This is a genomic window from Lichenicoccus sp. (assembly GCF_965277665.1).
GTDB lineage: Bacteria > Pseudomonadota > Alphaproteobacteria > Acetobacterales > Acetobacteraceae > Lichenicoccus.
The window spans coordinates 1,591,884-1,614,471 of the sequence record NZ_OZ255835.1; the positions used below are offsets into that span (position 1 = coordinate 1,591,884).

Annotated in this window: 21 protein-coding genes; 8 read left to right on the forward strand and 13 right to left on the reverse strand. The window is 70.1% G+C overall.

Features of this window, described 5'->3' with window-relative positions:
* Window positions 1–27: 27 nt before the first annotated feature.
* Entirely contained in the window at window positions 28–801 is a 774-nt protein-coding gene (locus ACQY4O_RS07310; RefSeq protein ID WP_428375526.1) for a hypothetical protein, read from the reverse strand.
* 160 nt (window positions 802–961) lie between these two features.
* On the opposite strand from ACQY4O_RS07310, the gene ACQY4O_RS07315 reads away from it, so the two are divergent.
* Complete coding sequence (locus ACQY4O_RS07315; RefSeq protein WP_428375527.1) at window positions 962–1,285, forward strand: hypothetical protein; 324 nt, start codon at window positions 962–964, stop codon at window positions 1,283–1,285.
* A gap of 15 nt (window positions 1,286–1,300) precedes the next feature.
* On the opposite strand, the gene ACQY4O_RS07320 is transcribed toward ACQY4O_RS07315, so the two are convergent.
* The 8 genes from ACQY4O_RS07320 to ACQY4O_RS07355 all read right to left on the reverse strand — a co-directional run bounded on the left by ACQY4O_RS07320 (window position 1,301) and on the right by ACQY4O_RS07355 (window position 8,698).
* Window positions 1,301–1,702 (reverse strand): hypothetical protein, encoded by a 402-nt coding sequence (locus ACQY4O_RS07320; RefSeq protein WP_428375528.1) that lies wholly within the window; start codon window positions 1,700–1,702, stop codon window positions 1,301–1,303.
* A gap of 61 nt (window positions 1,703–1,763) precedes the next feature.
* Entirely contained in the window at window positions 1,764–2,573 is an 810-nt protein-coding gene (locus ACQY4O_RS07325) for an SCO family protein (protein WP_428375529.1), read from the reverse strand.
* A gap of 2 nt (window positions 2,574–2,575) precedes the next feature.
* Window positions 2,576–3,895, reverse strand: a complete 1,320-nt coding sequence (locus ACQY4O_RS07330) for a dihydroorotase (protein WP_428375530.1) — start codon at window positions 3,893–3,895, stop codon at window positions 2,576–2,578.
* A 45-nt stretch (window positions 3,896–3,940) separates the two neighbouring features.
* On the reverse strand, window positions 3,941–4,720 hold the full coding sequence (locus ACQY4O_RS07335; RefSeq protein ID WP_428375531.1) for an SDR family NAD(P)-dependent oxidoreductase: 780 nt from the start codon (window positions 4,718–4,720) through the stop codon (window positions 3,941–3,943).
* 62 nt (window positions 4,721–4,782) lie between these two features.
* A complete protein-coding gene (locus ACQY4O_RS07340) occupies window positions 4,783–6,084 on the reverse strand; it encodes an ABC transporter substrate-binding protein (RefSeq protein WP_428375532.1) in 1,302 nt (433 codons plus the stop codon).
* A gap of 98 nt (window positions 6,085–6,182) precedes the next feature.
* Entirely contained in the window at window positions 6,183–6,731 is a 549-nt protein-coding gene (locus ACQY4O_RS07345) for an ABC transporter permease subunit (RefSeq protein ID WP_428375533.1), read from the reverse strand.
* 27 nt (window positions 6,732–6,758) lie between these two features.
* Window positions 6,759–7,655, reverse strand: coding sequence for a sugar phosphate isomerase/epimerase family protein (locus ACQY4O_RS07350; RefSeq protein ID WP_428375534.1), 897 nt, complete (start codon window positions 7,653–7,655; stop codon window positions 6,759–6,761).
* Window positions 7,652–8,698, reverse strand: coding sequence for a LacI family DNA-binding transcriptional regulator (locus ACQY4O_RS07355; protein ID WP_428375535.1), 1,047 nt, complete (start codon window positions 8,696–8,698; stop codon window positions 7,652–7,654). The genes ACQY4O_RS07350 and ACQY4O_RS07355 overlap by 4 nt, the downstream gene beginning before the upstream one ends.
* 165 nt (window positions 8,699–8,863) lie before the next feature.
* On the opposite strand from ACQY4O_RS07355, the gene ACQY4O_RS07360 reads away from it, so the two are divergent.
* Window positions 8,864–9,526 carry a DUF47 domain-containing protein gene (locus ACQY4O_RS07360; RefSeq protein ID WP_428375536.1) on the forward strand — a complete coding sequence of 221 codons (663 nt, stop codon included), beginning with the start codon at window positions 8,864–8,866 and terminating at the stop codon, window positions 9,524–9,526.
* Window positions 9,527–9,534: 8 nt separating this feature from the next.
* On the forward strand, window positions 9,535–10,542 hold the full coding sequence (locus tag ACQY4O_RS07365) for an anion permease (RefSeq protein WP_428375537.1): 1,008 nt from the start codon (window positions 9,535–9,537) through the stop codon (window positions 10,540–10,542).
* Here the strand turns inward: ACQY4O_RS07365 and asnB are convergent, their stop codons facing one another.
* The 3 genes from asnB to ACQY4O_RS07380 are packed head-to-tail and all read right to left on the reverse strand — an operon-like array spanning window position 10,543 to window position 14,263.
* Window positions 10,543–12,303 carry an asparagine synthase (glutamine-hydrolyzing) gene (gene asnB, locus ACQY4O_RS07370; protein ID WP_428375538.1) on the reverse strand — a complete coding sequence of 587 codons (1,761 nt, stop codon included), beginning with the start codon at window positions 12,301–12,303 and terminating at the stop codon, window positions 10,543–10,545. It lies immediately after the preceding gene.
* Entirely contained in the window at window positions 12,303–13,325 is a 1,023-nt protein-coding gene (locus tag ACQY4O_RS07375) for a glycosyltransferase (RefSeq protein WP_428375539.1), read from the reverse strand. The genes asnB and ACQY4O_RS07375 overlap by 1 nt, the downstream gene beginning before the upstream one ends.
* A complete protein-coding gene (locus ACQY4O_RS07380; RefSeq protein WP_428375540.1) occupies window positions 13,325–14,263 on the reverse strand; it encodes a glycosyltransferase family 9 protein in 939 nt (312 codons plus the stop codon). The genes ACQY4O_RS07375 and ACQY4O_RS07380 overlap by 1 nt, the downstream gene beginning before the upstream one ends.
* Window positions 14,264–14,393: 130 nt before the next feature.
* Here ACQY4O_RS07380 and ACQY4O_RS07385 point away from each other — a divergent pair, with 130 nt between their 5' ends.
* The 4 genes from ACQY4O_RS07385 to ACQY4O_RS07400 are packed head-to-tail and all read left to right on the forward strand — an operon-like array spanning window position 14,394 to window position 17,803.
* Complete coding sequence (locus tag ACQY4O_RS07385) at window positions 14,394–15,257, forward strand: YgfZ/GcvT domain-containing protein (RefSeq protein ID WP_428375541.1); 864 nt, start codon at window positions 14,394–14,396, stop codon at window positions 15,255–15,257.
* Window positions 15,254–15,649, forward strand: a complete 396-nt coding sequence (gene hisI, locus ACQY4O_RS07390) for a phosphoribosyl-AMP cyclohydrolase (protein WP_428375542.1) — start codon at window positions 15,254–15,256, stop codon at window positions 15,647–15,649. The genes ACQY4O_RS07385 and hisI overlap by 4 nt, the downstream gene beginning before the upstream one ends.
* 2 nt (window positions 15,650–15,651) lie before the next feature.
* Entirely contained in the window at window positions 15,652–16,827 is a 1,176-nt protein-coding gene (gene lpxB / locus ACQY4O_RS07395) for a lipid-A-disaccharide synthase (protein WP_428375543.1), read from the forward strand.
* A gap of 10 nt (window positions 16,828–16,837) precedes the next feature.
* Complete coding sequence (locus ACQY4O_RS07400; protein ID WP_428375544.1) at window positions 16,838–17,803, forward strand: AEC family transporter; 966 nt, start codon at window positions 16,838–16,840, stop codon at window positions 17,801–17,803.
* Here ACQY4O_RS07400 and ACQY4O_RS07405 read toward each other — a convergent pair.
* The gene (locus tag ACQY4O_RS07405) at window positions 17,778–20,336 is read right to left on the reverse strand and encodes a cation:proton antiporter (protein ID WP_428375545.1); all 2,559 of its coding nucleotides are present in this window, start codon (window positions 20,334–20,336) and stop codon (window positions 17,778–17,780) included. The genes ACQY4O_RS07400 and ACQY4O_RS07405 overlap by 26 nt on opposite strands.
* Window positions 20,337–20,521: 185 nt before the next feature.
* On the opposite strand from ACQY4O_RS07405, the gene ACQY4O_RS07410 reads away from it, so the two are divergent.
* Window positions 20,522–22,582 carry a c-type cytochrome gene (locus ACQY4O_RS07410; protein WP_428375546.1) on the forward strand — a complete coding sequence of 687 codons (2,061 nt, stop codon included), beginning with the start codon at window positions 20,522–20,524 and terminating at the stop codon, window positions 22,580–22,582.
* The last annotated feature ends 6 nt before the right edge of the window (window positions 22,583–22,588 follow it).

A 22,588-nucleotide genomic window follows, 5' to 3' on the forward strand; every position in this document is an offset into this window, starting at 1 on the left:
TCGGCCATATTTCTCATCAGCGGCTGCTCATCCAGGGCTCTTCTTCGGGGCAGGCCCGGTCGCGTCCGCGGGCCTGGTGTCGTCCAGTGTCTCGTTCAGGCCGGCAGCCCGGTTGCGCAGATCCTCGGAGGCGGCGCCATCCTCGCCCAGCATCGCGAGCGTGCGTCTCGCTTCCGCGACATGGCCGGTGCGCAGGTCGATCAGCGCGTCGAGTTCCTGCGCCATCGGACGCCACGGCGCCCCGGGGCGGCTCAACGTGCCGAGATGCGACTCCAGCAGGGCCGGATCGCCGTCATCGACCTGGTGCTGCACCCACAGCAGGTCGGCCAGGCCACGCAGGTCCGGATCGGCTGCGGCATCCTGGTCTATAGCACTCCACAGGGCGAGCGCCGCCTTGTGGTCGCCCGCGTCCCAGACGATCTGCGCCTGCCGGAAGCGCGCCAGGGTGCGGAAGCCTTCCGGCCCGTCGCGCTGCACCTGCTCGAACAGCGGCACCGCCCGCATCGCCGCACTGCCACCCGCGGCGCGGCTGCTATCGGCCTGCTGCATCGCCGCGAAGAACACCGAGGCGGTGGCCTGCGCCGCCTGCCCCTGCCGCCAGAGCTGGAACTGCCAGAAGCCGACGCCGGCCGCGACCACGAGCACCGCCGCGATCGCGGCGGCGCCGTAGCGGCGCCCGGTTGCGCGCAGCCGCTCCGCGCGCAACTCCTCGTCGATCTCCTTGAAGATGTCGTCGGCCAATGTCGCCGTATCCCCGTTGCCCGCGCGGCGCCACGCTCGCGCCGCGGCGCGGCGGACCATAGCGGCGAGGCACCAGGGCGGCAACCGAACCCCGCGCGGGGCGGCCGCCAACGCTTCCTTTACCTTCCGATGCGCAAATGGGCGGATGATGACGCTGCCGCACCGCACCCCGATCCAACGGCTCCTGCATTGCATCGGGCTGGGCGCCGGATGCGCTGCCGTGCTGTCAAGCCTGAGCGGCTGCGTCGATGTCGCGATCTTCCATCGCAGCGTGCCGGACCTGATCTATTCCGGCATCACCGGCCGGGACTGCTCGGTGGTGCGCCTCGACGAGGGCGACAGCTACTGCGCGCCGGTGGCGCTGCCGCCGAAGCCGCCGCTGTACTGCACCCGCAGCCTCGGGCGCGTCGATTGCTGGGCGCATCCGGAGCTGGTGGCCAACCTGCCGCCGCAGGTGGCCCAGGGGCCGCATGACGGTTCACAGCAGTTGAGCGAGGAGCAGAACCGCAACCGTCTCGCCCGCTGGCCGGCAGACCTGCAGTAGCAGCAGGCTCGCCTCCTACTTCGCGCCGAGCTTCTGCCCGGCGCTGTGCAACTGGGCCGACAGGGCAGCGAAGTTGCCCGCGATGCGCTTCTGCACCGAGGCGGCGCCGGCATTGATCACCGCCATGCGCGCCCGGGCGTCGTTGCTGATCGCCGTTTGCTCGCCGCCGGCCTGGTGGTTGACGCAGGCGCTATAGGCGCGCGCCGCGCGGTCGTAGGCGCCGACCCTGTCGATGCTGGCGTTGTACTTCTCGACCGACTCCGACTCCACCATCGGCGGCGCCGGCTCATGGCCGCACCCCGACGCCGTCCAGCCGGATGGCGCGGCGTGCGACGGCGACGGGACGATGAGGCCGGCCAGGGGCACCAGCACGGCGAACGCGCACCACCTTGAAGCGCGCCAAGTTGTCGTCACCATCGGTTTCTCCCAATCAACAGGCGCGGCATCCGAATGGAGCCGCCCGCTTTCGTCAAGCGGATCAGGCGCCACGCTGATCGCCCGGCTCAGGTCCCGGGCTGGGGCGCCGGCGATACAGCAGCGCCAGCAGACCCAGGATCGTCAGCATCGTGACGCCGCCCATGATCCGCAGCAGCTTGACGATGGCGAGGCTGTAGCGCCCGGTCGCGGGGTCGTAATGGAAGCACAGCAGCAGCACCGGCGAGGCGCGCGCGCCGATCTCGTCCTCGCGCGCGGTGCCGAGGGCTGCGCGCAAGGCGGCCGGCTGGTAGCCGACCCCGAGCAGATACGACGACACCCGCCCCGCCGGCGTCAGCACCACCACGCCGGCCGGGTGCAGGAACTGCTTGAGCGACACGTCGTAGCGGCTGTGATAGCCGACCGCCCGGCTGACCGAGCCGATCGCCGACACGTCGGCGGTTGCGAAATGCCAGCCCAACGCCGCACCCGGGGTCGGCGCGCGGGACAGATCGGCGGCCAGGGCCCGGGCCGCGTCACGGGGCCGCTCCGCCGGGTCGATGCTGAGGAACACCAGATGGTAGTCGCGCGGAGTCGCGAGCCCGGACGCCGACAGGGCCGCGAACAGGTCGTCGCGGATCACCCCGCACAGGCTCGGGCAGGTATAGTAGCCCAGCACCAGCAGGGTCGGCGCCTGGCCGATCATCGCGCCCAGCGTGGTCGGGCGCCCGTCGCTCTCGGCGAGCCGCGCCGCGAGCGGCAGCGTGCTGCCCGGGCGCTGCGCGTAGCCCAGCCCGCCCAGATCGGGGGGCGCCGCCGAAACCGGCCGCGGCACCAGTGTCCACAAGGCCGCCAGCACGAGGGCAGCGGCCACCCTCACGAGGCGAAATGCGCCAGCCGGCCGCGTGGCGCGCCGATGATCTCGTCGTCGCGCATCACCGCCTCGCCGCGCACGATGGTCGCCACCGGCCAGCCGGTCACCAGCATGCCGTCGAACGGGGTCCAGCCGATCGGCGAGACGATCCAGCTGTTCTCGATGCGCCGGCGCGCCCGCATGTCCACCAGCGTGAAGTCGGCATCGTTGCCGGCGGCGATGCGGCCCTTGCCGACCAGGTCATAGACCCGCGCCGGCCCCGCCGCCATCAGGTCGACCAGACGCCCGAGCGTCAGCCGGCCGGCATTCACATGGTCCAGCATCAGCGGCACCAGCGTCTGCACCCCCGGCAGCCCGGCCGGACAGTCCGGCCACGGCTTCGCCTTGGCGGCCAGCGAGTGGGGGGCATGGTCCGAGCCGATGGTGTCCACGGTGCCGTCGCGCACCGCCCGCCAGCTCGCCGCGTAGTGCCGCGCATCACGGATCGGCGGGTTCATCACCCCAAGCCCGGCCAATCGTTCGTAGCATTCGGGCGCCACCTGGGTCAGGTGGTTCACCAGCACCTCGATGGTGGCGATGTCGCGGTAGCCCTCCAGGTATTCGAGCTCCTCGGCGGTCGAGACGTGCAGGATATGCGCCGGACGCCGCGTGCGCCGGGCCAACGCCATGATCCGCCTGGTGCCGAGGAAGGCGCACTCCTCGTCGCGCCAGAGCCTGTGGCTGTCATACGGATCGCCGGTTTGGAACAGCTTGCGGCGCTCCTGCAGCCGGTATTCGTCCTCGCTGTGGAAGGCGATGCGGCGCCGCCCGTGGCGCATCACCCGCTCGATGCCTTCGTCGTCCTCGATCATCAGGTCGCCGGTGGAGGAGCCCGCGAACAGCTTGACCGCGCACACCCCGTCGAGCCGCTCGTACTCGCAGAGCGCCTCGGTGTTGGCACGGGTGGCCCCGACATAGAGCGCAAAATCGGTCCAGCTCGCGCGCGACGCGTAGTGCTGCTTCCACAACAGCATCGCGGCATTGGTGATCGCGGGCGCGGTGTTCGGCATGTCGAACACCGTGGTGATGCCGCCGAGTGCCGCCGCCTTCGTGCCGGTCGGGATGCTCTCGATGGCAGCGTCACCGGGGTCGCGCAGATGCACGTGTGGGTCGATCAGGCCCGGCAGCACATGCAGGCCGCGCGCGTCGATCCGTTCGGTCGCCGCGTCCGCGGCACCCGCCGACAGGCTGGCGATGCGGCCGTCGCGCACGCCGATCCCGGTCTCGACCTCACCCCAGGGCAGCATGCAGGCGCCGCCTTCGATGATCAGGTCATAGTGCATCGCCGTCCCCTCGCTGCGCGGCCACGCCATAGAGCGCCCGGTCGCTTACCAGCAAGAGTATCCACCATCGGCCATGACGATTGCACCGGTGAGCAGACTCGATGCGTCGCTCGCCAGGAAGAGCACGACCGATGCGATCTCCCAGGGCTGTCCCATCCGGTGCATCGGCGTCATCTCCAGCCATGTCGACATCATGGCCGGGTTTTCCGCGCCCTGAAGCGTCAGGGGCGTCTCGATGTAGGTTGGTGCGACCGCATTCACGCGAACGCCTCGCGACGCCCATTCGCCGGCGAGCGACCTGGTCAGGTGATGGACCGCAGCTTTCGAGGCGTTGTAGAACGACTGCGCCTGCGGCTTGTTGACAATGACGCCGGACATCGAGCCGATATTGATGATGGACCCGGCCTGCCTCGCCAGCATCCTTTTTCCGAAACTCCTGCAGCAATAGAAGGTCCCGTCGAGGTTGACCTGCATATGGCGTCGCCACAACTCGTCGGTCACGGCTTCCGCACCTGGAGAACTCGCGCCAATCCCGGCCGAGTTGACAAGGATGTCAAGCTCTCCGAACTCCCGGGAAAGTCTCTCCGCCACATCCTCGATCATGGACGAATCGGTGACATCCATCGCCACTGCCTCGACCGGCGCACCGAGCGCCTTGAAAGACTCTTGGGCGTCAGCGAGACGTGGCGAGGGGAGATCGGCTATGACGACCCGCGCCCCCGCCTCCAGCAATGCTTGGACGCAGGCGAGACCAATTCCCTGAACTCCCCCGGTGACCACGGCAAGACGTCCAGTCAGCGAAAGCTTTTTCAGGTATTCTGGCATCGATCGGAGGGTCCATCAAAAGGGACAATCCGACGGATGGAGGGACCATCCGCCGGTCGGCTCTATTGCCTGTATCCTGCTTGCCGCATGATCGATCTGGTCTGGCTCTGCGACTTTGCCAGGGCACCGTCGACCGTCATCTGTCCTGTCAGGACAGCGGCCATATTCTGCCCGACGGCCGTGCCGATGGCCTGGAATTGCGGAATCGCAACGTATTGGATGCCGGTATAGGGAACCGGTTGTTCCGAGGGACGCGTCAGGTTTGCCGACTCGATGGCCTTTTCCGTGACTCCGGCAAAAGGCGCGGCGGCGATGTATTCAGGATGTTGATAGGTCGATTTGCGCGTGCCGGGAGGCAGATTGACCCATCCTTCTTCTTTGCCGACCAGCGCGATATAGTCCTTCGAGGTTGCCCAGGCGACGAACGACTTCGCAGCTTCGATGTTCTTGGTCGAAGCCGGGACCGCCAGGTTCCACGACCAGAACCATCCGGTTCCGCCGCTCCATTTGCCGACCGGGGAAGGCGCGAAACCCGTCTGGTCGGAAACACTGCTGGTCTTCTTATCGAACACGTAGCCCGCGGCCGCGGTTGCGTCGATCCATATGGCACAGTGACCGGAACCGTAGAGGGCTTGGTTCTCGTTATGGCCATTCGAGGCCAGCCCAGGTGGGCCGTATTTCGTGAGAAGCGTCTTGTACAACTCGACCGCCTGATGCCATGCCGGGGTCTCGAGCTGCGGCTGCCATTTCTCGTTGAACCACCGCCCGCCGAACGTGTTCACCAGCGTGCTGACATAGGCCATGTTCTCGCCCCACCCCGGCTGCCCTCGAAGGCAGATACCGTAGATCTGCTTGCTTCGATCGGTCAGCGCCGCGGCTGCCTTTTCGATGAAGCCGTAGGTCGGTTGCGCCGGCATCGTCACGTGCGCCGCATCGAAAAGATCCTTCCGATAGAAGGTCATCGAGCTCTCGGCGTAGAATGGAACGGCATACATCTTGCCACCCGATGAAACGGCATCCCGTACCGGCTGGAAGATGTCGGAGTAGTCGTAGCGATCCGGAAGGTCGCTCAACGGAGCCAGCCATTGTAGCTTTCCCCAGATCGGCGCCTCGTAGGAACCGATGGTCATGACGTCGAACTGGCCGCTCCTGGTGGCGATGTCGGCGGTCACGCGCTGCCGAAGCGTGTTCTCTTCAAGAACCACCCATCTCACATGGTTGCCGGTCTGCTTCTCCCAGTTCGGGGAGAGCTTCTGCATCACGATCATCTGCGCGTTATTGACGGTCGCTACCGTTATGGTCGCAGCTTTGACCGCGGGAGCCCACACGGTTCCCAGTGCCGCCAGCAGCAAAAGACGTTTCATGTTTTCCTCCATACGAGCTTGTTGATTGTCGGTATGCAATCCATCGCCCGGCGGTCACCGTCGACGCAGGGCGCCCAGGGCGGTGACAGCTATCAGGATCAGGCCCCAGATTGCGAGCTTGGGTAGTCGCTGAACCCCATGAGGTTGCAGCCGGTGGCGATCATCTGCAGCACGAAGAGGCCAAGGACCGGGCCGCTGACTTCGCCGAAGCCGCCGAACGGGTCGACGCCGCCCAGGACCGAGGCGAGCACGATGACCAGCAGGTAGGATTTTGCATAGACCGCACTGGCCGAATTGAAACGGGCGACCATCAGGGTCGCGGCAAGAAAGCAAAGGAGGCCGGAGGCGGCATAGACGCGTACGAGAACACCATCGACGTCGAAAGCGGAGTAGCGCGTCGCCTCGGGGTTGGAACCGGTCAGCTTGAGCGAGATGCCGAACGGCGTGCGGCGCAGCACGATCGCGAGGATCACGGCGACGACCACGAAGACGAGGAACGGCACCGGGACGAAGGCGACCACGGCATTACCGCCGGAAGGCGTCCCGCTAGCGTCGCGAGCGAGGCGGCCCCGGCGGCGGTGCCGAGAAGGGTGCGTCTGGTGATCATGGAGTTTGGCCGTTTCCCGTTTGATTAAACGTTTTACCAATTATCTCGCACCGTGCCGGCGGCCGAGTCAATCCGGATCGATGGCGTCGGGGACGTGACGCCAGGCCTGCCGGGCGGCGTGCAGGTGTGCATCGGTGAACAGCTTGGCATGGGCAGCAAGGTCGCGGCTGTCGTCCCAGAGGGTACGCCAGATGCCGAGGATGCCCTCGAGGGGTTGGCCGACGACGGCCGACGAGAAGCTCTCGAAGGTGATCGGCCCGGCATAGCCGGACGCCACGAGGGCGCGGAAGACACAGCCGAAATCGATCGATCCAGAACCGAGATAACCGCGGTGGGAGTCGCCGGTGTGGAAATAGCCGAGCCGATCGCCAGTTTGCGTGATCGCAGCGGCAATGTCGGCTTCCTCGATATTCATGTGGTAGCAGTCGAGATGCACCTTGACGTTCGGCATGCCGACGCGGTCGCAGAACCGAACGGCCTGGCGGGCGGTGTTGAGCACGTTGGACTCGTACCGGTTGACAACCTCCATGCCAAGCGTGATGCCGCTCGCCTGCGCCTTTTCGGCAACCCGGCGAACCACCTCGACCGACCCCGCGATGCCGTCCTGCGTCGGCGGGGTGTCGTACTTGCGGAACGCGGAATACAGGATGCCGCAGACATGGGTCGCGCCGACGTCGCGGGCGAGCGAGATTCCGTCGAGAAGATGCCGCTCGCCATGCGCCACCCGTCCGGGATCGCCCGACGAGACGTCCATGTCGTCGGTCAGGCCGAAGGACATGGTGATGCCGATCCTGTTCGCTTCCAGGGCGCGCCGGGTCGCGGCGACATCGAAGGCGGCATAATCCATGGCGGATGCCTCGATCAGGTCGAAGCCGAGCTCGGCGGTTCGACCGATGGCGCGCGTGGCGTCATCGGCGTTCCATCCGGCGGTCCAGACGAACGCGTGCAGCCCTAGCTTGTTCATGTCTTCTTCCTGTGATTGCGGTTATTGCCCCGCGTGCGCAGGGGTGCGGTGGAAAGCCGAAGCTGCAGTTCACCGGCCAGACGGATGGATTGGAATGGTGCGGTATCGCCCTCGATGCGCCGCATCAGGCAGGACCAGGCCTGCCCGCCCATCAGCTCGACCGGCTGGCGTACGGCGGTGATCGGCGGCGAGGCGGCACGCATCCACGCATAGTCGTCATACCCGACCAGCGAGACGTCGCCCGGCACGGCGAGACCGGTGTCGCGCAACGCGGCCATGACGCCGAGCGTCGTGAAATTGGTCAACGCGATGATCGCGGTGGGGCGCTCATGGCGGCCGAGCCATTGCTCGAGTTCGCCGCTGACGGTCTCGAAGGTGAGCCCGACTTCGAGCAGTTCGGGTGCGCCGATTCCGGCATCGAGGCACTGGGCGCGTATTCCGTCCCAGCGCTCCCGGATATTGGCCAGCGCGAGCGAACTCGCGACAACCAGCAGCCGGCGGTGGCCGAGGGCGAGCAGGTGGTGGGCGGCGGCGGCGGCGGCGGCATGGTTGTCGACCGCGATCAGGTCGGCGCCCGGCTCGTCGGCGAGGCGGTCGACGACGACGTATGGAACATGGGCCGCCTCAAGGATGGGCCGCGAGGGGAAGGTGTCCGAGCAGGGCAGGATGACGATGCCGGCAGGACGCCAGGAAAACAGGGCCAGCAGGCGGGTGCGCTCGGTGCCGACGTCGTCCCCGGCGCTCGCGACGATGATGTCGTAGCCGGCTGCCTGGGCCCGCCTCTCGAGGATGGCGATCAGCGAGGTGAAGAACGGGTTCTCCAGGCTGGGCACGAGGATGGCGACCACACGCGCCTTGCCGCTTCGCAGTTGCGCGGCGGCACGATCGGCCTGGTAGTGCAGGGCCGCGACGGCCTCGTGAACACGGGCCGCCACCTCGGGGGTCACCCGCTTGCGGCCGCGGACCGCATTGGAGACCGTCGCGACCGAGACGCCGGCACGAGCGGCGACCTCGCGGATGGATGCGGGCTTGAGGACAGCCATCGGCCCCGGAACCAAGTGAAACGTTTAACCGGTTTTATCCGATGACGCCAGTGCTGTGCAAGCGGGGCGCTGTCCGTGCTTGAGGCAGGGTTTGCGGAAGGCCGGCCGCTATCGTAGGTGGACGCATGATCAGGATGTCGTGACCTTGACCGGACGATCCGAGCCGTGACCGCCAGGCAGGGAGCGGTGGCCCGCGTCCTGCGCTCGTTCCGCGCGCTGATGCCGCATGACGAGCAGTTCGTCGCCCGGCTGTGCGAGCATTCGCGGCATGTGGTGGAGGGCGCCATCGCCTTCCGGGACCTGCTCTCCGGCGGCGACCTCGAGGCGCACTATGCCGATATCTGCCGCTTCGAGGAGGCCGCTGACGACGTCACCCGGCAGACCATCCAGGCGATCCACCGCAGCTTCATCACGCCGTTCGACCGCAGCCAGATCCTGGAGCTGACCACGGCGCTGGACGACACCATCGACCTGATGAAGGAGGCCGGCCGACGCATCCGGCTCTATGGCGTGGCACCGAGCCCGGAGATGACCGCGATGGCCGAATGCGCGGTGCGGGCCACCACCGAAATACGCGACAGCCTGCCGCTGCTGAACGCGATCGCGCGCAATGTCGAGCCGCTGAATGCCATGCAGGTCAAGGTGCGCGAGGCCGAGGGCGAGGCGGATGATCTCTGCGACCTCGGGCTGCGCCGGCTGTTCGCGTCGGACACCTCCGCCGGCGACAAGCTGCTGGTGGAGAAGGTGTATGACCTGATCGAAAGCGTGGTCGACCGCTGCGAGGACGTGGCCGACGTGCTCGAGAGCATCGTCGTCGAGCAGGTCTGACGCCGGCCATGCATCCAGGATCGCTGCCACCGGTCGCCCTGGTCGCGCTGGTCGGCACCGCGCTGCTGTTCGACTTCCTCAACGGCCTGCACGATTCCGCCAATTCGATCGCCACCGTGGTCTCCACCCGCGTGCTGCGTCCGGTCACCGCGGTGTTCTGGGCGGCGTTCTTCAACTTCATCGCCTTCCTGGTGTTCGGCCTGCACGTCGCCAACACCGTCGGCAACGGCCTGGTGATGCACGGCGTCATCGATGCCCGCGTGGTGTTCGGCGCGCTGGCCGGCGCCATTGCCTGGAACGTCATCACCTGGATCTTCGGCATTCCGTCGAGCAGCAGCCACGCCTTGATCGGCGGCCTGGTCGGCGCCGCGATGGCCAAGGCGGGACCCGCGGCGATCCACTGGAGCGGCCTGGACACGGTGGCGGCCGCGATCCTGCTGTCGCCGCTGATCGGCTTCCTGCTCGCGGTCGGGCTGGTACTGGCAACGGCGTGGCTGTCGCTGCGCGAGACGCCGTTCGCCGCCGACCGGCGCTACCGGCTGCTGCAGCTGGTCTCCTCGTCGCTGCTCAGCCTCGGACATGGCGGCAACGACGCGCAGAAGACGATGGGCATCATCACCGTGCTGCTGGTCTCGCAGGGCCGGCTGGCCGGCGGCTTCCACGTGCCGCTCTGGGTGATCCTGTCCTGCCAGGCGGCGATGGCGCTCGGCACCTTCAGCGGCGGCTGGCGCATCGTGCGCACGGTCGGCTCGCGCATCACCGACCTCAAGCCGATCCAGGGTTTTTGCGCCGAGACCGGCGGTGCCTTGGCGCTGTTCGGTGCGACCTGGCTCGGGGTGCCGGTCTCCACCACCCATACCGTGATCGGCGCGGTGGTCGGCGTCGGCGCCGCGCGACGGGCGTCGGCGGTGCGCTGGGGGATCGCGCGCAGCATCGTAGTGGCCTGGGTGGTGACGCTGCCGGCCTCTGCCGCGGTGGGCGCGCTGTGCTTCTGGCTGGCCGGATTTGTCGGCTGATCACGCCGCGAGCGTCTCGAACACGTCGCCCGCCGGGGGCAGGTCCAGCACGTGGGTGCGGTGCCAGAGCGCATAGAACAGCAGGGTCCAGGCCGCGTGCTGCTCGCGGCGGCCGGTCGCGTGCCGGAACAGCCGCTGCACCGCCTCGGGTGCCGCGATCTCGGCGATGCCCGGCTGGCGTGCCACCAGGGCCGCCAGCCGCTCCCCGCTGCCGGCGATCCAGGCGCCGACAGGCACCGTGAAGCCCTGCTTGGGCGCGAACGGCTGCGCCTGCGGCAGCTGCGTCTGCAGCCAGCGCCGCAGCAGCCACTTGCCCATCCGGCCGCGCACCTTGAGATCGTCCGGCAACAGGAAAGACGCCGCCGCCACCGCCGGATCGAGCAGCGGCGTGCGCCCTTCCACGCCATGCGCCATCAGGCCGCGATCGAGCTTGAGCAGCAGGTCGTGCGGCAGCCACTCGGCGATGTCGCTCTCCTGCGCTGCCGCCAGCCGCGAGCCGCGCGCCGGCACCCGCAGCTCGATCGCGGCGATGCCGTCGCGCCAGTGCGGCGGCGGCTGGCGCAGCACGCCGAGCCCGTCGAAGGTGCCCTGCCGGCGCATGCCGCGACCGCCGCGCCACCACGAACGCATGGCGTGGCGGTACCGGCCGTAGCCGGCGAACAGCTCGTCGCCGCCCTCGCCGCTCAGGATCACCTTGACCTCGCGCGACGCGCGGCGCGCCAGCAGCCAGGTCGGGATCGCCGCGTAGTCGGCGACCGGATCGTCGAAAGCGGCCACGATCTCCGGCAGGTGACGCCAGACCATCGCCTCGTCGATGCGCAGCACCTCGTGGCGCGCGCCGCACGCACGCGCCAGCACCTCGGCCCGGGCAGTCTCGTCGGCGGCGCCACGCACGTCGAAGGCGGCGGTGAAGGCGCGCACCGGCTGGTCCGACACCCGCTGCATCATGCGCAGCACGGTCGCACTGTCGATGCCGCCGGACAGGAACATCGCGTACGGCACATCGCTGCGGCAGTGCAGCGCCACGCTGTCCTCCAGCGCCGCATCGAGGCGCGCCAGCGCCGCCGGCTCGGCGATGCTCTCGACGCGTCCCTCCGGCAAGGCGCTGATGCGCGTGCGGTCGAGCACGCGTCCGCCGGCGATGCGTATCGTCTCGCCCGGCAGCACGCGGCTGATCCCGGGAAAGATCGTCTCGCGTCCGGTGGTGAATTGCAGCTGCAGCAACTCGTCGCGCGCCTGCTCTCGCACGCCACGGCGCGCCACGAGACCTGACTCCAGCAGCGCCCGCGGCTCGGACGCGAATGCCAGCCCGTGCTCGAGTTCGGCGATGTAGAGCGGCTTGATGCCGAACGGATCGCGCGACAGCGTGAGGTTGCTGGTGCCGCGCTCGTGGATCGCAATCGCATACATGCCGCGCAGCTGCGCGATGGAGGCGGCGCCGTCGCGCAGCCACAGATGCAGCGGCGGCTCGCAATCGCTGCCGGTCGCGAAACGCACCTCCGGAAGTGCTGCGCGCAGCGCCAGGTCGTTGTAGATCTCGCCGTTGGCGATCAGGGCCGCAGGCCCCGCGAAGATCGGCTGGTCGCCGCCCGCGATGTCGATGATCGCAAGCCGGGTGTGCACCAGGGCCACCCTTCCCACCATCGCATGTCCGTCGCCGTCCGGTCCGCGATGCGCCAGCGCCTGCGTCATCGCGGCAAGTGCTGCGCTGTCCGGACGCGGCGCGTCGGCGGCGAACACGAAGCCGGCAATGCCGCACATCAGGCGTGCTCCAGGCCGGACAGCACCGCATCCCAGCGCGCCAGCACCGGGGCGCGGGCGAAGTTACGCTCGAACTTGCGTCGTCCGGCCGCGGCCAGCCGTGCGGCCAGCCCGGCATCGCCCAGCACCGCGCCGATCGCCGCTGCCAGGGCCGGCACATCCTCCGGCGGCACCAGGATGCCGTCCTCGCCGCTGCTGATCAGCTCCACCGGACCGGCCACCGACGCCGCCACCACCGGCAGCCGTGCCGAGAACGCCTCGATCACCACGTTGCCGAGCGGCTCGTGCCGCGACGGGCATACCAGCAGGTCGGCGCCGGCCAGCAGCGCGCGCGGATCATCGGACCAGCCGGGCATGCGCAGCCGCGATGCCACCCCGATCTGCCGCGCGAGCGCCTCCAGCGCGCCGCGCTCCGGGCCCTCGCCGGCGATCACCAGGACGGCGTCCGGCACACCGGCCAGCGCACGGATCAGCACGTCGAACGCCTTGTTGCGGTGCAGCCGGCCCAGCGCCAGCACCAGCTTGCTGCCGGGCGCCAGCCAGTCCGGGCGGACACGCGCCAGCATCGCATGGTCGTCGGCGAAATTCGGCAGATGGTGCACCCGCGCGGCCGGCCAGCCCTGCGCGCGTATCCAGTCGACGATTCCGAGCGTGTTGCCGATCAGGTGGTCGCAGCTCCGGTAGTACGAGAGGTCGTAGTAGCCGCCGAGCCGGCCGGCGAGCACCCAGTCCCCGGCAGGCGCCAGCCGGGCCGCCCGGTTCATCCAGGCCACTGCGACCCGGGGCTGGAAGCGTCGCAGCGCCCGGCGCAGGCGTGGTCCGGTGAGCAGGTCGAGACGGCCACCGAAGCGCAATTCGCACGGCTCCAGGCGCTCGGCACGCAGGCGGCGCGCCCTGGCAGGGTTGGCGCGCATCACCGGCAGCACCTGATGGCCGGCGGCGTGCTGGGCGGCGGCCAGCCTCTCGTAGAACAACTCCGCACCTCCGGCGTCGGCGCCCGCCATGATGTGGGCGATCTTCATCACCGGGCGGCCAGCGCCGGGGCCAGCATGCCCGCGCGCTCGAGCAGCAACAAGGCGGCCTCGGCCACCGCCGCCACCGAGAGGTCGGCGATCGGGGCGGTGCCGGACGGTCCCGGCGCCTGCACGAAGCCGGTGCAGCGGCCGGCCGGCCCATACTCCTCGGCCCGGGACGGCCCGAACAACCCGAGCGTCGGCGTTCCGGCTGCAGCCGCGAGATGCATCAGGCCGGAATCGTTGCCGACGAAGAGCGCGCACCGCCTGAGCGCCGCGGCGACCCCGGCGAGCGGCAGCCGGCCGCAGAGATCGATCGCCTCGGGCAGCGCCTCGAGCACACGCGTCGCCATGGCGCGCTCGGCCTCGCCCGGCCCCGCCACGATGACCGGCACCGCACCGGGCAACGCCGCCTCGATCTCCCGGAACAGCGCGACGAAGTGCCGCGCCGGCCAGACCTTGCCGGACCAGTTGGCGGTCGGTCCCAGGGCGATGAAGGGCGGCCCGACAGGGGACGCAGGCAGCAGGGCCGCGGCCGCCGCTTCGTCGGCCTGGCCCGTCCAGACCACCGGCAGCGGCGGCGGATCGAGGCCGAGCACCGCGGCCAGATGCCGGGTGCGGTGGCCCGGCCGGCGGCCGCCGCGCATGACCCTGCGCCGCCGCGCCGGCAGCAGCAGCGTCACCGCGGAGCCGCGCAGATCGATGGCGAGGTCCCAGCGGGTGGTGACGCAGCGCAGCCACAGACGCAGCCAGTGCAGGTCGAACCGCTGCTTCGCCATCACCAGCGTGCGCTCGCGCCGTGGCAGACGCTCGAACAGGCCGGCCGCGACCGGGCCGCAGGCGATGGTGAAGCGCGCCTGCGGCCAGCTCCGCACCAGATGGTCGAGCAGCCCGGTCGACAGCACGGCATCGCCGAGCCGGGTTGCGGTGATGAACAGGACGCGCATCCGGGTCGCTCTATTGCATCGCCCGATGTTTAGCCAGCGGGGGGCTTGGCCAGCCGGGCGCCAATCCGGCGCGGCTGCCAGCCCGGACGCGCCCTTGCCGCATCACGGGAGGCAGGCCAAGTTCACGCACATGCTCAAGCTGGCCCACCTTGCCGATCGGGCGGTGATCGCCGTCACCGGCCCCGACCGCGTCCCGTTCCTGCAGGGGCTGGTCTCCAACGACGTGGCCCTGGCCATGCCCGCGACGGCAGGACCCGCGACGGCAGTATGGGCGGCGTTGCTGACGCCGCAGGGCAAGTGGCTGGCGGATTTCTTCATCCTCTCGGACGGCGAGAGGCTGCTGCTCGATTGCGAACGCGCCCAGGCGCCGATGCTGCTGCAGCGGCTGTCACGCTACCGGCTGCGCGCCGATGCCGCGCTGTCGCTGACCGACCTGCACGTACACGTGGCCTGGGACGTGGGAGCCTGGGACGGGGCGGCCTGGGACGGGCGGCTGCCGCTCGACCCGGGCAGCATCGCCGCCCCCGATCCACGGCTGCCCGAGGCCGGCTGGCGCATCCTGTCGCCCAATGAGCGCGAGTGGGAAGCGGACGCCGCCGACTGGGACCGGCACCGCCTGCTGCTCGGCCTGCCCGACGGCTCACGCGACTGCGAGGGCGAGAAGACCGTGCTGCTCGAGGCCGGCTTCGACGAGCTGGGCGGCATCTCCTGGACCAAGGGCTGCTACATGGGCCAGGAGCTCACCGCGCGCACCCGCTATCGCGGCCTGCTCAAGCGCCGGCTGGTGCCGGTGATGTCGGACACCGCCCTGCCCGCGCCCGGCACCGTGCTCACCCATGACGGCGTCGCGGTCGGCGCGATGCGGTCCTCGCGCGACCGGTTCGGCATCGCGCTGCTGCGCCTGGAGCACCTGCATTCCGGCCTGCAGGCCGACGGCACCGCGCTGCACACCCGGATCCCCGACTGGATGCGCCTGCCGGTCGAACCGGCGTGACGACGCCCGGGCCGATCCTCGACCGCGTCGCCTTCAACCCCGATGGGCTGATCGCCGCCATCGCCCAGCAGCACGATACCGGCGAGGTGCTGATGCTGGCCTGGATGAACCGCGAGGCGCTGTCCGAGACGCTCGCCAGCGGTCAGGCCTGCTACTTCAGCCGCAGCCGCAACTGCCTGTGGCGCAAGGGCGAGAGCTCCGGCCAGACCCAGCGGGTCGTCGCGGTGCGCTTCGACTGCGACCAGGACGCGGTGCTGCTGCTGGTCGAGCAGACCGGCGTCGCCTGCCATACCGGGCGTCGCAGCTGCTTCTACCTCGAAGCCACGCCGGATGGCCTGGCCGAGATCACCCGGCCACTGATCTCGCCGGACAAGCTGTACGGCGATCACTGAGGGTGCAGGACACCACCCTTTTCATCGTCGCCGGCGAGGCCAGCGGCGACGTGCTCGGCGCGCGCCTGATGCAGGCGCTGCGGGCCCGGCGTCCGGGACTGCGCTTTGCCGGCATCGGCGGCGTGCGCATGACCGAGCAGGGCCTGGACAGCCTCTTCCCGATGCGCGACCTCGCGGTGATGGGCCTGGCGGAAGTGCTGCCGCGCCTACGCGCCCTGTCGCGCAGGCTCGACGAGACGGTGCGGGCGATCACCGCGAGCCGCCCCGACCTGGTGGTGACGATCGACAGCCCCGGCTTCACGCTGCGGCTGCTGCGCCGGATCGCGCCGCTCGGCATTCCCCGCCTGCACTACGTCGCACCCCAGGTCTGGGCCTGGCGCGAGCACCGGGTGCGCGAGTTCCCCGGCCTGTGGGAGCGGCTGCTCTGCCTGCTGCCGTTCGAGCCGGCCTTCTTCCAGCGGCACGGGCTGGAAGCGCGCTTCGTCGGCCATCCGGTGCTGCAGTCGGGCGCCGCCACCGGCAACGCCGGGCGCTTTCGTACGCGCCACGGTATCGCCGCCGACGCGCCGGTGCTGATGCTGATGCCCGGCAGCCGACGCAGCGAGGCGCCGCGGCTGCTGCCGGTATTCGGCCGCACGCTCGCCCTGCTCGCGCGCGACATGCCCAACCTGGTGCCGGTGGTCGCGGCCTCGCCGGTGGTGGCCGAACAGGTGCGGCGGGCGGCGCGGCGCTGGCCGTTGCAGCCGGTGCTGGTGACCGACCTCGACGACAAGCACGACGCGTTCGCCGCCAGCGGCGCGGCCCTCACCAAGTCCGGCACCTCGACGCTCGAGCTCGCCCTGGCGGGCGTGCCGATGGCGGTGACCTACCGGGTCAATCCGCTCACCGCCGCCATCGCCCGGCGGCTGATCCGGGTGCCGCATGTCGCCATGGTCAACCTGCTGGCCGGGCAGAGGCTGGTCCCCGAGCTGCTGCAGCAGGAGTGCCGGGCTGACCGGCTGGCCGGGGTGGTGCGGCACCTGCTGACCGATCCGGCGGCGGCAGGCGCCCAGCGCCGCGGCTTCGATGCGGTCCTGGCGATGCTGCGGCCGCCCTCGGGCACGCCGGCGGAGATGGCCGCACGCGAGGTGCTCGACCTGCTGGACGCCTCCAACGCAGCCGGCCAACAGGCGTCCTGAGCGCACCCGCATGGAACTGGTGCTCTCGGCGGTGCTGCCGATCTTCGGCCTGATCCTGGCGGGCTATGTGTGCGGCCGCCGCGGCACGCTGGGCGCCGGCGCCACCGACAGCCTGAACCGCTTCGTGGTCTATCTCGCACTCCCCGCCGTGCTGTTCGTGGGTGCCGCGCACGTCACCCGCGCCACCGCCGGGCCGCCCGGCTTCCTGTACGCCTTCGCGGCCGCAATGCTGGCGAGCTTCGCGCTCTCGTTCGGGCTCGAGCGCCGGGCCGGCCACCGCATCGCCGACTGCGCCATCGCCGGCCTCGGTGGCGGCTACGCCAATACCGGCTTCATGGGCATTCCGCTCTGTCTCGCCTTGTTCGGCCAACCCGGACTGCAGCCGGCGCTGATGTCGAGCCTGCTGACCATCAGCGGCCTGTTTGCGATCGCCCTGGGCTTGATCGAGTTCGATCTGCAAGCGGCACCCGGCCTCGCCACCACCCTGCTCCGGGTCGGCCGGGCGCTCGCCCGCAACCCGCTGGTGGCGGCGCCGCTGGCCGGCTTCGCGCTCGACCTCGCCGGCCTCGACCTGCCGCCGGCGATCCTGCACTTCATGACCCTGCTCGGCGATGCCGCCAGCCCGTGCGCGCTGGTCACCATCGGGCTGTTCCTGGCGCATCGGCCCGATCCGGCGCACGTTCCCGGCGATCAGCCGGCCGAGACGGGCAGCATCGTGCGGCAGGTCGCCATCAAGCTGCTGCTGCAGCCGGGCCTGACCTGGCTGTGCCTGCTGGGTCTCGAACGCTGGCGGGGCATCGTGCTGCCGCCGGCCTGGAGCACCAGCGCGCTCCTGATCGCGGCCCTGCCGACCGGCACCGGCCCGTTCATGCTGGCCAAGCTCTACGACCGCGAGGCGGCCAGCATCAGCCGCGTCATCCTGATTTCGACGCTGCTCTCGGTCGCCAGCATCACGCTGCTGGTGGCATGGCTATGACCTTAATGATCCGCCGCTCCGGCGGGGCCAGCAGCAATGTCGGCGCCTCCGGCTCGCCGGCGCGCAGCCGCGCCAGCCGCTCGATGTTGCGGCGGATGACCGGATGCTCGTCAACCAGCCGCTCGAATTCGCGGGCCCGGATCGCCAGCAGATGGCCGAAGCGCAGGCCGCGCACGGTCGCCGGCAGCCGCCGCCCGGCCAGCAGTTCCTCGGCGCCGATCACGTCGCCCTCGACATAGCGGATGTCGTGCTCGGCGACGTGGCTCTCGAGCACGCCGGCGCTGATGAAATACACCATGCCGACGCGCGCGCCGCGCCGGTACAGCACCTCGCCGGGGGCCACGAAGCGGATCGACAGCATCATCGCCACGTCGTGCACCACCGCGTCCGGCACCCCGCGCAGCGCCGGCACGCTCTTGATGCGCGCCTCGATGCCGCTCTTGAGGTTGAACTTGAGCCTGCGATCGAGGCGCTTACGGCGCTGCTCGGCATCGCGCCCGAGTTCGCGGTGCAGCTCCTCGCTGATCAGGCTCTCGCCCAGCAGGATGTCGTATTCCTCGCCCTCCAGGCGGATCGCCACCTGGCGCAGCATGCGGCTCTCCAGCGCCTCGGAGTAGCCGAGATAGTGCAGGCGCATGGTCTCGATGGCGTCCTGCAGCAGCTTCTGCCGCCGCTCCAGCACCTCGGAGACGATGTCGGCGACGCGCATGCCCAGCGTCGGCTCGATCCTGCGGCGCATGAAGCGGGTGAGCGCCAGCGAGACCAGGTGCTGGATCAGCAGCCGCTCGAAGCGCTCCATCATCGCGTACATCAGCGGCTGGTCGAAACCCAGCGTGCGGTGCACCCATTGCGCCAGCTTGAAGCGCCAGGACGGCCGCAACTGGCGCCGGATCGCCCGCACGTAGCCGAAGCGCCCCTCCAGCCGGGCGCCGTCGACCATCGCGTCGGCTCCGCGCAGCAGCGTCTCCATCACGCCGCGCGACAGGCCGCGTATGCGGAACAGGTCGAGCAGGATCGAGCGCTCCTGGTTGGCGATGGTGATCAGCGCGAGCGTCACCCGCTGGCGGTCGCCGAGTGCCACATCGAAGGTGTTGGCCTCGCGCTCCTCCTCGACGCGGCGATCGAGCGCTTCCAGCACCGGGCGGGTGGCGTCGCCGGAGAAGCCGAAATCGCCGGCGAGCCTGCGCGCGCGGTCGCGCACCTCGCGCAGGCCGATGCCGAGGATCTGGTGGCGCAGCGCCTCGTCGATCGCGGACAAGCGGTGCAGGCCGAAATACACCACCATCCAGCGCAGCGTGGTGCCGTTGACCAGCAGCGTGGTCAGCACGAAGCCGGTCGCCAGGATGCCGATGAAGTGCGCGATCGGCACCGGCACGTCCGGGTTCTCGGTCACCGCCAGCGCCAAAGCCAGGGTGATCGCGCCGCGCAGTCCGCCCCAGACCATGGTGACCTTGAACGGCAGCGGCACCGGCGGCGAGAGCCGGGTTGCCGCCAGCAGCGGCAGCATGCCGAACACGACCGCGAAGCGCGCAAACAACCCGGCGGCGAGTGCGATCGCGATCAGCACGCAGTCCCACCGGGTCAGGCCGACCAGCAGGCGCGGGATCAGCATCGAGGCCAGCACGAACACCAGCGAGCCGGCCCAGAACACCAGCTGTTCCCACAATTCGCCGAGGAACCGCCAGGTCGAGGGCCGCAGCGTCGAGGGGCCGTAGAGCGAGAAGGTGAGCCCGGCCGCCGCGGTGGCGACAACGCCGGACAGCCCGAGCGCGTCGTCGCACAGGATGTAGGCGATGTACGGCAGCGCGATGGTCAGCGTCACCTCGCCCGCCGGCGTGCCGCCAAGGGCCGAGATCATCAACAAAGTAAGCCGGCCGAGCAGCGCGCCGACCCCCATCCCGCCGATGAAGGCGCACGCGAATTCGTAGCAGGCCGCTCCCGCATGCACCGGGTGGTGGGCGGTGATGGCACCCAGCAGGATCGAGAAGATCGAGATCGCGGCGGCATCGTTGAGCAGCGCCTCGCCCTCGACCAGCCGGGTCAGCCTCGTCGCGGCGCCGATGCTGCGGAAGATGCCGACCACCGCGGAGGGATCGGTGGTGGCCACGATGGCGCCGAGCAGCAGGCAGACCGCAAGCGGCATGCCAGCGAACGGGAACAAGGCGAGCCCGATGGTGGCGGTGCTGACCACCACGGCGAGCACGGCGAGCAGCAGCACGGTGCCGATCTCGTGCGACAGCCGGCGCACGTCGATCGCCAGCGCGCCCTGGAACACCAGGATCGGCAGGAAGATCAGCAGGAAGGCCTGGCTGTTGACCGGGAAGTTCAGCACCGTGCGCGCGGCACCGTCGAAGACGTTGGTGAGGCTCGTGCGCAGCAGCAGGTCGGCGGCGCCCCCGATCAGGATGCCGACCAGCGCCAGCAGCACGGTCTCGGGGAGGTGCAGCCGGGCCGCTAGCGGCTGCACCGCACTCACGATCACCAGCAGCACCGCGATCGCCAGCAGGATCGCCGCCAGACCCGTCACCACCATGCACGATCTCCGTCCAGCGCACTGTTTTCACGGCATGTTCAAGATCTAGCATAGCGGCGGCCCGGATCGGCAGCGGATCTGCCACTCCCGGCGGCCCGGGATGGCGGCCGGCCGGGTTTCGTGGCAGCTTGATCCGTTAACCGGGGCGTCCGAAAGGCCGTGCCCGGGTCGGTTTGGAGTTCCGGATGCCTGCAAAGCTGCCCAGCATGCTGACGCGAGCCAGGCGCGCGGCGTCCGCTCTGCTGCTGCTGCCGGGCGCGCTGACCGTCCTCTTCAGCGGCGTCTCGACGCTTGCCATGCTGCCGTGGCAGGCGGCGCGGGCGCAGCATGCCACCCAGGGCGACACTCTGACGCCCGATCCGGCACAGGCGGCGCCTGCCACCGTGGCCAAGCCGGACCAAAGCGCGCACGGCAATGCGGCCGCAGGCCCCGCCGCCGCGAACGCCCCGCCGCCGCTGCCGCCCGGCCACGGGCCCGACACGCGCCCGCCGGCCAATCCGCCCGCGCCACCGCAGGCCGCATCGGCCCAGGCGGGGCCGCCGCAGGTGGCAGCCGCCGCGCCCCAGGGGGCAAACGCCGGGTCCTCGACCTACGGCCCGATCCTGACCAGGCCGATGCCGTCGGATCCGCAGGCGGCGGCGCTGATCCGGAAGGGTGCCTATCTTGTGCAGGCGGCCGACTGCATGCCGTGCCACAGCGCCATCGGCGGCCGGCCCTATGCGGGCGGCCTGATCCTGAACACGCCGTTCGGCCGGATGGCGACGCCGAACATCACGCCGGACAAGCAGACCGGCATCGGCGCCTGGACCGAGGAGCAGTTCTGGGACGTGCTGCACCGGGGTCTCGGCGAGCACGGCGAGTATGTCTATCCGACGATGACCTTCACCTCGTACACCAGGATGCCGCGTGGCGACGTGGATGCGGTGCACGCCTACCTGATGTCGCTGCAGCCGGTCTATGCACCGCGGCTCGACGTCTCGCTGAACTTCCCCTTCAGCATACGCGAGAGCCTGCTCGCCTGGCGCACGCTGTTCTTCCGCGCCGCCTACTTCAAGCCCGACGCGTCGAAATCCGCCGAGTGGAACCGCGGCGCCTACCTCGTCGAGGGTCCCGGCCATTGCGGCGAGTGCCACTCGCCGCGCAACGTCATGGGCGGCATCATCGACGCAAGCAGCCTGGCCGGTGCGCGCATCGACAGCTTCTGGGCGCCGAACATCTCGTCCGATGCGCGCTGGGGCATCGGCGCCTGGAGCGAGGACGAGCTGGTAGAGTTCCTGCAGACCGGCAGCACCCACCGGGGCGTGGTGTTCGGCCCGATGAGCGACGTCGTGCATGAGAGCATGGCGCACCTGACCGGCGACGACGTGCGCGCGATCGTCTTCTACCTCAAGAACACGCCGGCGCGCCCGGGCCGTCCGGCCCCGGCGCTGGCCAAGGCGGAGCGCGGGCCGTCAGTCGCGCGCGGCCATGCGGTCTATGTCGCCAACTGCGCGCAGTGCCACCAGGAGAGCGGCCTGGGGGTCAAGGGCTCGATCCCGAACCTCGCCGGCAACGACGCAATACGCAGCGACGATCCGGGCAATGCGATCACCCCGGTGCTGGCCGGGCTCGAGGGCCAGGGCAACTACGGCGCGATGCCGCGCTTCGGCGGCGCGCTGGGCGACCAGGAGCTCGCCGACCTCGCCAACTACATCCGCACCGCCTGGCACAACGGCGCCCCCGCGAACGCGACATCGAGCTTCGTGCGCGACCTGCGTGCCACGGCCCCTGTCGGGCTCGGCGGCAGCATCGCGGCCCGCAGCTTCGGCTGCCCGAAGATCGGCGAAGGCACCATCCCCGGCGCGCTCGCCACCGAAGCCGACGTCAGCATGCTGGCGACCGCCGATCGCAGCAACCTGCAGAACGGCATCACCGGCGTGATCGCGCGGGTGCGACGCGACAACCCCGATGCGGCCGCTTCGGACGTGGTGACCGCGCTGAACGCCGCCTACTGCCCGGTGGTCGCCACGCGCGCCGACCTCACGCGGGCGGAGAAGCGCGCCACCCTGATCGCGTTCTCGAACCAGGCCGGCCGACAGTTCGCCCGCCTGGTGCCGCCCGACGTGTCCAAGGTGCTGGTCAACGCCCCACTGCCGCCCGATGCGGTGGCGCAGATCAACCAGGCAGCGGCGGCGGCGGGCCTGACGCCGGGGGCGTTCATCGCGAAGCAGCTTGCGGGCGGCAAGCCGCCGGCGTCGACCCAATAAGAGGGG

Coding starts and splice junctions, on each gene's coding strand:
- ACQY4O_RS07310 (WP_428375526.1), bottom strand. CDS start 801: ATGGTCCGCCGCGCCGCGGCGCGAGCGTGGCGCCGCGCGGGCAACGGG.
- ACQY4O_RS07320 (WP_428375528.1), bottom strand. CDS start 1,702: ATGGTGACGACAACTTGGCGCGCTTCAAGGTGGTGCGCGTTCGCCGTG.
- ACQY4O_RS07330 (WP_428375530.1), bottom strand. CDS start 3,895: ATGCACTATGACCTGATCATCGAAGGCGGCGCCTGCATGCTGCCCTGG.
- ACQY4O_RS07335 (WP_428375531.1), bottom strand. CDS start 4,720: ATGCCAGAATACCTGAAAAAGCTTTCGCTGACTGGACGTCTTGCCGTG.
- ACQY4O_RS07340 (WP_428375532.1), bottom strand. CDS start 6,084: ATGAAACGTCTTTTGCTGCTGGCGGCACTGGGAACCGTGTGGGCTCCC.
- ACQY4O_RS07350 (WP_428375534.1), bottom strand. CDS start 7,655: ATGAACAAGCTAGGGCTGCACGCGTTCGTCTGGACCGCCGGATGGAAC.
- ACQY4O_RS07355 (WP_428375535.1), bottom strand. CDS start 8,698: ATGGCTGTCCTCAAGCCCGCATCCATCCGCGAGGTCGCCGCTCGTGCC.
- ACQY4O_RS07365 (WP_428375537.1), top strand. CDS start 9,535: ATGCATCCAGGATCGCTGCCACCGGTCGCCCTGGTCGCGCTGGTCGGC.
- asnB (WP_428375538.1), bottom strand. CDS start 12,303: ATGTGCGGCATTGCCGGCTTCGTGTTCGCCGCCGACGCGCCGCGTCCG.
- ACQY4O_RS07375 (WP_428375539.1), bottom strand. CDS start 13,325: ATGAAGATCGCCCACATCATGGCGGGCGCCGACGCCGGAGGTGCGGAG.
- ACQY4O_RS07380 (WP_428375540.1), bottom strand. CDS start 14,263: ATGCGCGTCCTGTTCATCACCGCAACCCGGCTCGGCGATGCCGTGCTG.
- ACQY4O_RS07385 (WP_428375541.1), top strand. CDS start 14,394: ATGCTCAAGCTGGCCCACCTTGCCGATCGGGCGGTGATCGCCGTCACC.
- ACQY4O_RS07400 (WP_428375544.1), top strand. CDS start 16,838: ATGGAACTGGTGCTCTCGGCGGTGCTGCCGATCTTCGGCCTGATCCTG.
- ACQY4O_RS07405 (WP_428375545.1), bottom strand. CDS start 20,336: ATGGTGGTGACGGGTCTGGCGGCGATCCTGCTGGCGATCGCGGTGCTG.
- ACQY4O_RS07410 (WP_428375546.1), top strand. CDS start 20,522: ATGCCTGCAAAGCTGCCCAGCATGCTGACGCGAGCCAGGCGCGCGGCG.